Here is a 12062-nt window from a genome sequence, read left to right as displayed (position 1 = left end):
CATGTGCAAACGCCGAACCCTTAGCCCGAGTTCAAGGCCAGGGTCGCGATGCAGTGATCCGTGGTCGCAAGACACTCGAGGAGATCACGGTCATTCACTCCATGCACCCCGGCGGCGCCGCGGTTGTGCGCCTGCAGCGCCACCCACTTCTGGCTGCCCTTGGCGGCGTCGTTGAAGGTGCGCAGCACCGCCGGGAGGTTGTGGGGTTTGTCCACCACCTCCAACAGCAACGTGCCCCGGCCTCGCTTCAGTTCAGCACTGGGTCCAGCCCCGGAATCACGGCGATCGCGTCGCTGCTGCTGCGCACTGCCACCCCGTCTCGCAACACGCGGAAGCGGCCGGCGTCCTGCACGCGGCGGCCATCGGCGCTGCGTGCTTCGATCGCCACCCGCCCATCGCCGAAGAAGGCATAGGCGCTGCGGGCGCCATCAGCCCAGGCGAGCTGGTAGAAGGTTTGCCCTTCGGCGGTTTCGCCGCGGCTCAGCTGGCACGGGATGGAGGCAGCTGCCTCCTCGTCGGGCCGTTTGAACAGGCAGAGCGTGGCGTCGCCAGCGTCATCCGGGGCCTGGGCGATCGGCGGCCTTGAAGGTGCCGGCTCCGCTGCCGAGGCGGGCGGCAGGTCTGCCAGGAACTCCCGCACCACCGCTGCGGAGATCGCGAAGTTGAGGCCCTCGCTGTCCCTGTACTTGAAGGTGGCCACCCCCGCCACGCAGTTGCCGGCATTCAGCACCGGACCACCGGAGTTGCCTGGGTTGATGGCGGCATCCACCTGCAGGATCTCGTCGCTGTCGCGCAGGCTGCTCACCACGCCGCGGCTGAGGCTGAACTCCAGCCCTTTGGGGGCGCCGATCACGAACACTTCCTGCCCCACCGCCGACGGCTGGTCGGCGATGCGCAGCGGCTCACCCCGGGTGCCCTGCACCGCCAGCAGGGCCAGATCGCTGCTGGGCGTGTCACCCCGGCCGCGCGCCACCACCCGCGCCCCGTCGCTCTTGCCATCCACCCACTTCAGCCGCACCGTTTCGGTGCCGCGCACCACGTGGGCGTTGGTGATCAGGAACGTCTGGCCATCTTTATGGGCCACCACGAAGGCACTGCCGATGCCGTCGCCGCGCGTCACCACGGCCACCCCCTGCTTGGCGCTGTTGAACACCTGCTCGGCGCTCTGGGTGCTGCGGCTGCAGCTCTGGCCCGCCGGGCCTGGGGCCGTGGCCGCCGCCGCCAGCTTTGGCGTGGGCGCGGTGGCATTGCTGCGCACCGCCGCGCAGCTGGAGAGCAGCAGCGCCAGGCCGGCGGCGCCCGCCGCCGCGGCGCTCCAGGAGCGGCGGCGAGGGGTCGGGGGCTGGTGCTGCTTCTGGTTGGGTGAGGGTTGGTGGGGGAAGGTCATCGGGGCTGTCGTCAGGAGACGATCCAGGTCATGCCTTCGTCCTACGCCGCCTGATTCCCCTGTCTCTCACTGGCCTCCGCACGCCTGATGACAGGATCTTTCCATGGTGGCCCGCGGGGGGATCCTGTCACTGTTCGGCCCGGCTGGGCCGGTCAGAATCTCTGGCCATGGCGAACCCGTTCGATCAACGCGTCTGGGCTGAGGTGGAGCGCATCCCCCATGGGCGGCTGGCCACCTACGGGCAGATCGCCGATCGGATCGGTGCCTATGGCTGTGCTCGGCAGGTCGGCTGGGCGCTGCGGCGGCTGCCGCTGCCGTCGGCGGTGCCCTGGCACCGGGTGGTGAACGCCCAGGGGCGCATCAGCATGAGCCTGGGCCGGGAAGGCAGCGACTGGATCCAGCGCGACCTGCTGCTCGCAGAAGGCATCCCGGTGGCGGACGACGGACGCCTGCCGTTGCGGCGCTATCTGTGGGTTCCACCGCTGCCTGCCGATTGAGCGCCGCCACTCCCGCTTCCACCCCGCCCGCCAGCGCTTCGGCACCGGGTCTTGATGCCCGGCGGGTGGCCTGGCGGGTGCTGCTGGCGGTGGCTTCGGGGGCCTATGCCGATCTGGCACTGGAGCGGGAGTTGCGCCGCCTGCCGCTGGCCTCCCAGGACCGGGGCCTGGCCACCGAGCTCGCCTACGGGGCGATCCGCCAGCGCCGCCTGCTCGACGCCTGGCTGGATCAGCTCGGCAAGGTGCCCGCCGTGCAGCAGCCACCGCCGCTGCGCTGGCTGCTGCACCTTGGCCTCTACCAACTGCTGTTTGCCCAGCGGGTGCCGGCCTCGGCAGCGGTGAGCACGGCGGTGGAGCTGGCCAAACGCGACGGCCTTTCCCGGTTGGCGCCGGTGGTGAACGGTCTGCTGCGCGCCTTCCTGCGCCGCAGCGCCCCCTTGCCGCTGCCGGCGGATCCCGCCGCCGCCTTTGCGTTGCGCCATTCCCTGCCCGACTGGCTGGCGGCGGATCTGCAGGTCTGGCTGCCAGAGGAGCAGGCCGAGGCGTTCGCTCTGGCGGCCAACCAGGCGCCACCGCTGGACCTGCGTGTGAATGTGCTGCGCAGCAGCCGCGCTGCCGTGCTGGCCGCCTTCGAGGCCGCAGGGGTGCCCGCCGAGCCGCTCGCCGATCTGCCCGCCGGCCTCACGCTCAGCGCCCGCAGCAGCGATCTCCGTGCCCTGCCCGGCTACGCGGAAGGCCACTGGTGTGTGCAGGACCGCGCCGCCCAGACGATCGTCCCCCTGCTGGAGGCGCAGCCGGGTGAGCGGATCCTTGATGCCTGCGCCGCCCCCGGCGGCAAGAGCACCCACATCGCTGAGCTGATCGGCGATGTGGGCACCGTGGTGGCTGTTGATCGCTCCAGCGGCCGCTTGCAGCGCGTGCGTGACAACGCCGAGCGGCTTGGGCTGCGGACGATCCAGCCGGTTCAGGGTGATGCGGCGGCGTTGGCAGCGGATCTGGGCGAGGCGCCGTTCGATCGTGTGCTGCTGGATGCCCCCTGCTCGGGCCTTGGCACCCTTGCCCGCCACGCCGATGCCCGCTGGCGCCTCACCCCCGAGGCCATCGACACGCTGGTGGAGCTGCAGCAGAGCCTGCTGGCCGGTGTGGCACCGTTGCTGCGGCCCGGCGGTCGCCTGGTGTACGCCACCTGCACCGTGCATCCCCGCGAGAACCAGCAGCAGATCGGCGCTTTTCTGGAGGCCCACCCTGGCTGGCAGCTGCGCTTCGAGCAGCAGCTCTGGCCCCGGCCCCAAGGCGGCGATGGCTTCTATGCCGCCGTTCTTGAGGCGGCTTAAGGCGGCGGCGGCGCTACGGGAGCTGGCGCCGGCGGTGGCGCCACGGGCGGGGGCGGGGCCGGTGGTGCGCTCACCGGCGGCGGCGGGGCCGCTGGCGGCGGGGGCTGGCTGGGCGAATTAGGCCGTGACGGCACCGTGGGGATAGAGGGTGCAGGCGCTTCGCTGGGGCCGGATGGGGCGGAGGGGCCCGGCGGTTCGCCCTGGAAGCGGCTGTCGTCGCCGAGGCCTTCCTCCGGGCTGGCGGGCGCGGGCTCCCACGGCCGGTTGGATTCCGCGCCCCGATCGCTGGAGCTGGGCGGCGCCTGCGGCTTGACGCCCCGCACGTTGAAGGTGGAGGTGAGCGTGGGCTTGGGCGGGAACTGACGCACCGGCAGATCCTTCGTGATCACGGCCATGTAGCGGCCCCAGGCGGCTGCCGCCGCGCCGCTGTCGCTGTTGGTCTTGCGGTTGTTGTCGTAGCCGAGCCAGACGCCGGTGGTGAGCTGGGGAATCGAGCCCACGAACCACAGATCCCGGGCACCCTCGGAGGTGCCGGTCTTGCCGGCCACCGGCCGGTTCGGCAAGGACGCCGCGCCGCCGGTGCCGCCGGTCACCACCCGCTGCAGCATCCACACCATGGCGTCGGCCACATCGGAGCTCACCACGCGACGGCCGCGATCGCCCTGCACCCGGCGGCTCCACAGCAGCTGCCCCTCAGGCCCGCTGATTTCCTCGAACGGGGTGGGCGGCACGAAGATGCCGCGGTTGACCACCCCGGCGTAGGCGGCGGTCATGTCAAGCACGGTCTGCTCGTAGGCGCCGATGCCCATCGGGTAGAAGCGGCCCAGCGGGCGGGTGATGCCCAGGCCCTGGGCCACGGAGATCACCTTGTCGAAGCCCACCTGCTGCAGCAGGCTCACTGCCACCACATTCAGGGAGTTCTGCAGGGCCGTGGCGATGGAAACCCTGCCCATGTAGCGGTCGCCGAAGTTCTTCGGGCAATAGCCGGCAAAGCAGCGCGGCGCATCCAGCACCGTGTCTTCCGGTTTCATGCCGGCCTTGAGCGCCGCCAGATACACGAACAGCTTGAAGGTGGAGCCCGGTGAGCGCAGCGCCTGGGTGGCGCGGTTGAACTGGCTTTCGTTGTAGTCCTTGCCGCCCACCATCGCCCGCACCAGTCCAGTGCCGGGTTCGATCGTGACCAGGGCTCCCTCCATGCCCCCGTAGGCGCTGCCCTCGATCACCTGTTCGGCTTCCTTCTGCCAGGCGAGGTTGAGGCTGCTGCGGATCGTGAGCCCGCCCACTTCAAGCTGCTCCGGGGTCAGCACCTTCGGCAGTTCCTGCGCCACCCAGCTGGTGAAGTGAGGCGCTCGGCTGGTCCAGTACTTGGGCTCTGCCGGCTTGAGTGCCAGCGGCGCCGCGTTGGCTTCGGCCTCCTCGCTGGCGTCGATGAAACCGGCCTCACGCATGCGGCGCAGCACCACCGCCCGGCGTCGCTGGGCCAGCTCCGGATTCACCAGCGGCGAATACACCGACGGCGCCGGCGGCAAGCCGGCGATCAGCGCCGCTTCCGGCAGCGTCAGCTGTTCCGGGGTCTTGGAGAAGTAGATCCAGGCGGCGTCCGCCACCCCGTAGGCGCTGGAGCCCAGATACACATAGTTGAGATACTGCTCAAGGATCTGGTCCTTGCTGAGCTCACGCTCCAGCTTTCCCGCCAGCAGCGCTTCCTGCAGCTTGCGCACCAGCGTGGGGTCCTGGCTGAGGAACACCAGCCGCGCCAGCTGCTGCGTGATCGTGCTGGCCCCTTCCTCCACGGCGCCTCGCTGCACGTTGCGCCACAGGGCCCGGCCGATGCCCCAGGCGTCGATGCCGTTGTGCTCATAGAAGCGGCGGTCTTCGGCGGCGATGAAGGCCTGCTGCACCAGCTCGGGCATCTGGCCGCCCACCAGCTTTTCGCGCGTGGCCGGGCCCAGCTTCTGCAGCACCTGGCCATCGGCCGAAAGGATCGTGACGGTGCCAGGCCGGTTGAAGGTGCTGATGCGGCTGACATCAGGCAGGGTCTTGTCGAGGGTGCGCACCACGAACACCTGACCCACGGCCACAACCCCGCCGGCACCGGCAGCAAGCAGCGCCGTGACCAGAAGCTGGCGCTGGCGGCGCCTCACATTCCCACCGTCAGCGGGCTGTGCCCGATCGCAAGGGCGGTGACCAGCATGCCGAGCACCAGAAAGGGCTGGGCGCTGGCCTGATACTTCACATCGAAGGCCACTGGATCGCGCAGCAGCCAGATGTCCTGGAAGGTGATCTGCGGCACGATCAGCAGCACGAGCAGCACGGCCGCAAAATGCTGGCCGATGGCGATCAGCACGCCAACCATCGCCAGTTGGAAGAGATCGATCATCGCGGCACTGATCCAGCTGGCCCGCTCGATCCCGAACACCACCGGCAGGGATTGCAGGCCCAGGGTGCGGTCGCCTTCCACGCTTTTGAAATCATTCACCACCGCGATGCCGAGGCCCGCGAGGCTGTAGGCCAGGGTGAGCAGGGCGGTGGGCCAGGTGAGCTGGCCGAACAGGGCCTGACCGGCCCACCAGGGCAGGGCGATGTAGCTGGCGCCGAGGGCGTAGTTGCCAAGCCAGCCGTTCTGCTTGAGCTTGAGCGGCGGAGCGGAATAGATAAAGCTCACGAAGGAGCCGCCCAGCGCCAGCAGCAGCAGCACCGGGGTGGTGTGACCGGCCCAGCGATCAAGGCCCCAGGCCACCGCCAGCCCCGCCAGCAGCAACACCCAGATCTGCGTTTTAACCTGCGGCAGCGAAATGGCACCCGACGGGATCGGCCGGTAGGGCTCGTTGATCGCGTCGATCTCGCGGTCGTAGTAGTCGTTGATGGTCTGGGTGTAGCCGGCCAGCAGGGGGCCGCTCATCAGCATGCAGGCGAAGGAGGCCAGCACGTTCGGCAGAGTCCATTCAAAACGGCCCGACGCCGCCGCGCCGCAGATCACCCCCCAGATCAGTGGGATCCAGGTGACCGGCTTCATCAGCTGCAGCCGCAGCTTCCAGAGGCTGCTGGTGCCACTCGCACCCTTCATGCCAAGCAGCTGGCGGGCGCTGCCGGACGCCTCGGCGGCCTTGCTGGCGTTGGGATCGGGGGTGTCGCTCAAGTGAGAGAGGCGAAGGGGACGCTCAGGCCGGGGTGATTTCGTCGTCGAAGAACCAGCCGGTGCTGCCGTTGCTCAGCTCCACCACCACGCCGATGCCGCTGCCATCCGTCATCTTGAACTCTTTGACCACGCCCGAGGCATCGCTCTGCAGCAGGCCCACCATCTCGGCAGGGATGCGGTCACGCACCCGCTGAATCCGCACTTTCGAGCCGATCGTGATGGCGTTCTGCGACATGAAGCCGGGCCAAAAAAGCCCTGAAACATTACCAGCGCCCTCGCAGCACGCGGCGGGCTGAAACTGGAGCCATCACCCCCCGCTCCCTGACGGCCCTGCGCCGCCGCCCGCCATGGTCGCCAAACGCATCATTCCCTGCCTCGACGTGGCCGATGGCCGGGTGGTGAAGGGGGTGAACTTCGTGGGCCTGCGGGATGCCGGCGACCCGGTGGAGCTCGCCTGCCGTTACGACGCCGCCGGCGCCGACGAGCTGGTCTTCCTCGACATCGCCGCCAGCCACCAGGGGCGCACCACCCTGGTGGACCTGGTGCGCCACACCGCTGAGGCGGTGACCATTCCCTTCACCGTCGGCGGCGGCATCGGCTCCGTGGAGGGCATCACCGAACTGCTGCGTGCCGGCGCCGACAAGGTGAGCCTCAACTCTTCGGCCGTGCGCACGCCCGAGCTGGTGACCGCGGGCGCCCGCCGCTTCGGCTCCCAGTGCATCGTGGTGGCGATCGACGCGCGCCGCCGCCAGCTGCCGGAAGGGGCCACGCCCGCCTGGGATGTGTACGTGAAGGGGGGACGCGAGAACACCGGGCTCGACGCCGTGGCCTGGGCCCGCCAGGTGGTGGCGCTGGGCGCCGGCGAGATCCTGCTCACCTCCATGGACGGTGACGGCACCCAGGCGGGCTACGACCTGGCACTCACCCGTGCGGTGGTGGAGGCGGTGGAGGTGCCGGTGATCGCCTCCGGTGGTGCCGGCTGCATCGACCACATCGCCGCGGCGCTGAGCGAGGGCAAGGCGGCGGCAGCCCTGCTGGCCTCCCTCCTGCACGACGGCGTGCTCACGGTGGAGGCGATCAAGGCCGATCTGCTTGGCCGGGGGCTCGTGCTGCGCCCGCCCGCTCCGCCGCTGGACGGACTGATGGAGGCTTAGCCGGAGCCGGAAGCGAAAACCGGGCTCGGGGCGCTGTAAAGGGTCGTTACATTAAGGAGATTCCTCTTCGCTTGCCGGTCACCCGTTTGCGTTTCGCCGTGCCGGTCGTTCTGTCTCCCTTCACCACCGTGATCTGCCTGGTGATGGTGCTGGCCGTGGTCGGCCTCGTGGCCTGGGCGCTTCAGCTGATGGAGGCGGCCAACGCACGCCGAGAATTTTCGTTGATGCTCGCCGGCTGCATGGTGTGCTCCGCTGCCGTTGGTCTGGCCACGGTGATGGTGATCACCCTCACCAGCCCTGAGCGTTTCCCCGCTGCCGGAGTGGCGCGCAGCGAGGCCGATGCCGGCATCAGCCTCAACGCCGTGGCCCTGCCCTTCGACGACTCCCTGGAGTGCCTGGTGGATGCCCGCTTCTGCGCCCCCCTGCCATCCTCCTGAGCAGCCAACACAGCGCGGTTCGCTTTGAAGCCCGGTGATCCCCAGGCGGTGCGTGAGCTCTTTGACAGCATCGCCCCCCGCTACGACCAGCTCAACGACCTGCTCAGCCTTGGCCTGCATCGCGTCTGGAAGCGTCAGGCCGTGCGCTGGCTGGAGCCGGCTCCGGGCCAACAGCTGATCGATCTCTGCTGCGGCACCGGCGACCTTGCCCTGCTGCTGGCCGCAAAGCTGCGGCCCGGAGGCCGCGTGCTCGGCCTCGATGCGGCCGCCACGCCTCTGGCGATCGCCCAGCGGCGCAGCGCCCGCCAGCCTTGGTTGCCCGTGTGCTGGCAGCAGGGCGATGCCCTCGCCACTGGCCTGGCCAGCGGCCGCTTCGACGGGGCGGTGATGGCCTACGGCCTGCGCAACCTCAACGCCCCAGGGCCGGGCCTGCAGGAGCTGCGGCGGCTGCTGCGGCCCGGTGGCCGCGCTGCCGTGCTGGATTTCAACCGCCCCGATCCCGCCACCCCGGCCGGTGCCGCCGCCGCCAGCTTCCAGCAGCTCTACCTCCGCCGCCTGGTGGTTCCTGCGGCCCGCCGCTTCGGCCTGCCCGAGCAGTACGCCTATCTGGAGGCCAGCCTGGAGCAGTTCCCCAGGGCGGCGGATCAGGAGGCAATGGCCCGCCGCGCCGGCTTCACGCAGGTGCGCCACCGGCCGCTGATGGGCGGCCTGATGGGCCTGCTGCAGCTGGTGGCGTGAGGCAGCGCACGGCTGCCTTCTGACAGGATCGGTGGCCGGTGCTCTGCCCGCGCCTCTTCACGCTTCGCCCCGCACCCCAGAACCCGGCCATGCTTTTTCAGGACATCATCTCCACCCTGAACCAGTTCTGGGCGGCGCAGGGATGTCTGCTGCTGCAGCCCTATGACACCGAGAAGGGCGCCGGCACGATGAGCCCCCACACGGTGCTGCGGGCGATCGGGCCGGAGCCCTGGGCCGTGGCCTACCCCGAGCCCTGCCGCCGCCCCACCGACGGCCGCTACGGTGACAACCCCAACCGGGCCCAGCACTACTTCCAGTACCAGGTGCTGATCAAGCCGTCACCGGACGGCATCCAGGAAACCTATCTGGCTTCGCTCGAAGCGCTCGGCATCCGCGCCGCTGACCACGACATCCGCTTCGTGGAGGACAACTGGGAATCGCCCACCCTCGGCGCCTGGGGCGTGGGCTGGGAGGTGTGGCTCGACGGCATGGAGGTGACCCAGTTCACCTACTTCCAGCAGTGCGGCGGCCTCGATTGCCGGCCGGTCTCGATCGAGATCACCTACGGCCTTGAGCGGCTCGCCATGTATCTCCAGGATGTGGAGAGCATCTGGGAGCTGCGCTGGAACGAGCAGCGCTCCTACGGCGAGATCTGGCTGCCGTTCGAGAAGGGCCAGTGCGCTTACAACTTCGAGGCCTCCAACCCCGAGCGGCTGCAGCAGCTGTTCGCGCTCTACGAGGCTGAAGCCACGGATCTGGTGGCCCGCAAACTGCCGGCCCCAGCCCTCGACTTCGTGCTCAAGTGCAGCCACACCTTCAACCTGCTGGAGGCCCGCGGCGTGATCTCGGTCACGGAACGCACTGCCACGATCGGCCGCATCCGCCACCTGGCTCGCCAGGTGGCCCAGGCCTGGCTGGAGGAACGGGAGGCTCTGGGCTTCCCCTTGCTGGCCGGATCGGCGGCGCCGCCCCTGCCCGCGGCGGCTGGCACCGCCTCGCGCTGAGCCTTGCAGCGCACGTTGCTGGTGGTGGTGCTGCTGGCCGGCAGCTTCCAGGCCGGCCGGCTCACCGAACGGGCGATCTGGCCCTGCCGGCTGCGGCCGGTGGCCGCCCTGGTGGCGCCCCTGCTGGGCCAGACGATGCCGAGTGAGCAGGTCTGCGATCTGATCCAGCGGCTGCCCAGCTTCTGAAGCCCCGCCGCAACCAGGCCAAAGCGGGGAACCCTGAGCGCACACAGGTGATCAGGAGTGGCCCGCATGCCCTTCGTGGTGGTGAGCGTGGCCCTGGCGGCACTGGCGCTCGGCTTCTGGTCGCACGGCTGGCTGGGCGCGATCCCTCTGGCCGCGGTGGCCTGGTGGTGGCTGGCGCGGCAGGGCGCCGCGCTGCACACCCGGCTGCTGGTGCTGGCGCTGCTGCCCCTGCTGATGCTCTGGGTGCAGCTGCGTCTGCCCCAGCCAGGCCCGGCCGATCCGGTGCGGCTGCTGGGGACTGAGCTGTCACGTCCGGCCGAACTGAGCGGACGCCTGCTGGCCGACCCCCGCGCCAGGGGAGAGGGGGGCGGCTGCAGCGTCATGCTGGCCAGCGCCGGCGGGAACACCGAGCTGCGTCTGCCCTCCTGCCTGCCCTTGCAGGAAGGCTGGCGGGTGAGCGTCCGTGGGGTGCTCAGCCGCCCCGCCCCACCGGCCCACCCCCTGCTGGGCAGTGGCGCTGAGCGCCTTGCCCGGCAGGGAGTGTGGAGCCGGCTCACGGTGGCGGCCAGCCCCGATGCGGTGCGGGTGCTCGCCCGTCCGGCCACCCCGGCCGCGGATCTGCGTCGGCGCATGGCCGCCGCGCTGTTGAAGCAGGACGGCCCGGAACGGGGTGGGGTGCAGGCCGCCCTGGTGCTGGGCAGCGCCGTGGTGCCCTTACCGGCCGCGGTGCGGGAGTCGTTCCGCGTGGCGGGGCTTTCGCATGCGCTGGCAGCCTCCGGCTTTCACCTCACGGTGCTGCTGGGCGCGGTGATGGCCGTGGGCCGGCGGCTGCCGCGCCTGCCCCGTTGCCTGCTGGCGGCCGGCGCCATGCTGCTGTTCCTGCTGCTGGCCGGCCCCCAGCCCTCGGTGGTGCGGGCGGTGCTGATGGGGGCCGTGGCCTTTGCCGTGCTGGAGAGCGGCCAGCGCAGCCGCCCGCTGGGTGTCCTGTTGGCCTCGGTGCTGCTGATGCTGCTGGCCCAGCCCGGCTGGTTGCTCGATATCGGCTTCCAGCTGTCGGTGGCCGCCTGCGCCGGCCTGATGCTCACGGCCCGGGATCTGGAGCAGGCCCTGGCTCATCGCCTGCCGGGCTGGGCCGCTGCAGGGGTGGCAGTACCACTGGCCGCCTCGCTCTGGACCCTGCCGCTGCAGCTGCTGCATTTCGGCACGGTGCCGCTCTGGGCCGTGCCCGCCAACCTGGCGGTGGCGCCGCTGCTCACCCCGCTCACGCTCGGGTCGATGGCGGCGGCCGTGGTGGCCGTCACGGTGCCGCCGCTGCTGCCGCTGTTCGCCTGGCCCCTCGGGCAGCTCACGGCCCTGCTGCTCTGGCTGGCCCAGGCCTTCGCCGCCCTGCCGATGGCGCAGTGGCAGGTGGGACGGTCCCAGCCGCTGCTGGTGGCCCTGTTCACGCTGGGGCTGCTGCCCTGGTTGGTGCCAGCACTGGGGCGGCGGCTGCGGGGCTGGGCCCGCCCGCTGGGCCTGGGCGCCATGGCGCTCACCATGGGCGTGCACCTGGCGGCGCTGGCGGGGGATCAGCTGCTGGTGGTGCACCAATGGGGCGGCGATCTGCTGATCGCGCGCCATCAGGGCCGGGCCGCCCTGCTCAGCAGCCGCGCCGATGGGATGAGCTGCGCCAGCGCCGCCCGGCTGGCGGTGGGCCTGGGGGTGCAGCGCTTCGACTGGATCCAGCTGCTGGATCCGGTGGCCACAGCGGATCGGGATTGCTGGCGGGGGCTGAGTGCCCTGGTGCTGGATGCCGGGGACGGCAGTACCTCGCTGCAACCCGGGCAGCGGCTGGAGAGCCGCGGGTTGCGTCTGGCGCCGCTCACCGCCAGCAGCGCCGCCCATGTGCTCACGGTGGGCCGCCACCCCTGGTTGCTGCTGCCCGACCGCCAATCGGTGTGGGCCTGGCAGCAGCAGTTGGCGGAGGGCCATCCAGCGCTGCCGCCTCATCTGGCCGGCCTCTGGCTTGGGTTTGCGCCACAGCACGCTGAACGACAGGCCCTGGAGGTGGTGGGGACAGCCAGGCGCTGGGTGAGCGGTGCCTGGCCGTCCCCACCGGCGGGCTGGAGGGCCAGCGGTTCCAGTGGTTTCCTCGCTGGGGCTGCCGGCTGACCGCTTCGTAAGCTGGGTCGATGCAGACCGCGGCT

13 protein-coding genes are annotated in these 12062 nt (G+C 70.7%); 8 read left to right on the top strand and 5 right to left on the bottom strand.

Annotated features, from left to right (window positions below):
• Positions 1-20: 20 nt before the first annotated feature.
• Together ACWJI3_RS09085 and ACWJI3_RS09080 are read right to left on the bottom strand one after the other, a co-directional pair.
• A complete protein-coding gene (locus tag ACWJI3_RS09085) occupies positions 21-215 on the bottom strand; it encodes a hypothetical protein (RefSeq protein ID WP_480203496.1) in 195 nt (64 codons plus the stop codon).
• A gap of 32 nt (positions 216-247) precedes the next feature.
• Positions 248-1387, bottom strand: coding sequence for a S1C family serine protease (locus ACWJI3_RS09080; RefSeq protein ID WP_480203495.1), 1140 nt, complete (start codon positions 1385-1387; stop codon positions 248-250).
• Between the two features lie 167 nt (positions 1388-1554).
• On the opposite strand from ACWJI3_RS09080, the gene ACWJI3_RS09075 reads away from it, so the two are divergent.
• A complete protein-coding gene (locus ACWJI3_RS09075; protein ID WP_094510180.1) occupies positions 1555-1884 on the top strand; it encodes an MGMT family protein in 330 nt (109 codons plus the stop codon).
• Complete coding sequence (locus ACWJI3_RS09070; RefSeq protein ID WP_480203494.1) at positions 1881-3218, top strand: 16S rRNA (cytosine(967)-C(5))-methyltransferase; 1338 nt, start codon at positions 1881-1883, stop codon at positions 3216-3218. Before ACWJI3_RS09075 ends, ACWJI3_RS09070 begins: the two co-directional genes overlap by 4 nt.
• Here the strand turns inward: ACWJI3_RS09070 and ACWJI3_RS09065 are convergent.
• From ACWJI3_RS09065 to petP, 3 genes are all read right to left on the bottom strand, one after another.
• Positions 3215-5362, bottom strand: coding sequence for a transglycosylase domain-containing protein (locus ACWJI3_RS09065; protein WP_255140450.1), 2148 nt, complete (start codon positions 5360-5362; stop codon positions 3215-3217). The genes ACWJI3_RS09070 and ACWJI3_RS09065 overlap by 4 nt on opposite strands.
• Positions 5359-6285 carry a chlorophyll synthase ChlG gene (gene chlG, locus ACWJI3_RS09060; protein ID WP_233132732.1) on the bottom strand — a complete coding sequence of 309 codons (927 nt, stop codon included), beginning with the start codon at positions 6283-6285 and terminating at the stop codon, positions 5359-5361. The genes ACWJI3_RS09065 and chlG overlap by 4 nt, the downstream gene beginning before the upstream one ends.
• Positions 6286-6379: 94 nt before the next feature.
• Positions 6380-6592 carry a cytochrome b6f subunit PetP gene (gene petP / locus ACWJI3_RS09055; protein WP_255099897.1) on the bottom strand — a complete coding sequence of 71 codons (213 nt, stop codon included), beginning with the start codon at positions 6590-6592 and terminating at the stop codon, positions 6380-6382.
• 112 nt (positions 6593-6704) lie between these two features.
• Between petP and hisF the strand changes: the two genes are divergently transcribed.
• From hisF to ACWJI3_RS09025, 6 genes are all read left to right on the top strand, one after another.
• A complete protein-coding gene (hisF, locus tag ACWJI3_RS09050) occupies positions 6705-7511 on the top strand; it encodes an imidazole glycerol phosphate synthase subunit HisF (protein WP_255140449.1) in 807 nt (268 codons plus the stop codon).
• A gap of 71 nt (positions 7512-7582) precedes the next feature.
• Positions 7583-7948 carry a hypothetical protein gene (locus tag ACWJI3_RS09045; protein WP_255140447.1) on the top strand — a complete coding sequence of 122 codons (366 nt, stop codon included), beginning with the start codon at positions 7583-7585 and terminating at the stop codon, positions 7946-7948.
• Between the two features lie 24 nt (positions 7949-7972).
• Positions 7973-8686 carry a bifunctional demethylmenaquinone methyltransferase/2-methoxy-6-polyprenyl-1,4-benzoquinol methylase UbiE gene (gene ubiE, locus ACWJI3_RS09040; protein WP_094510186.1) on the top strand — a complete coding sequence of 238 codons (714 nt, stop codon included), beginning with the start codon at positions 7973-7975 and terminating at the stop codon, positions 8684-8686.
• Between the two features lie 89 nt (positions 8687-8775).
• Complete coding sequence (gene glyQ / locus ACWJI3_RS09035) at positions 8776-9690, top strand: glycine--tRNA ligase subunit alpha (RefSeq protein WP_094510417.1); 915 nt, start codon at positions 8776-8778, stop codon at positions 9688-9690.
• A 3-nt stretch (positions 9691-9693) separates the two neighbouring features.
• Entirely contained in the window at positions 9694-9876 is a 183-nt protein-coding gene (locus ACWJI3_RS09030) for a hypothetical protein (protein WP_480203493.1), read from the top strand.
• 66 nt (positions 9877-9942) lie between these two features.
• Entirely contained in the window at positions 9943-12027 is a 2085-nt protein-coding gene (locus ACWJI3_RS09025) for a ComEC/Rec2 family competence protein (RefSeq protein WP_480203589.1), read from the top strand.
• Positions 12028-12062 lie beyond the last annotated feature (35 nt).

This window comes from Marcopretia estuarina LEGE 06307 (genome assembly GCF_056633115.1).
Note: the sequence above shows the minus strand (reverse complement) of the source record. Positions and strands in the feature narration are given on the sequence as shown.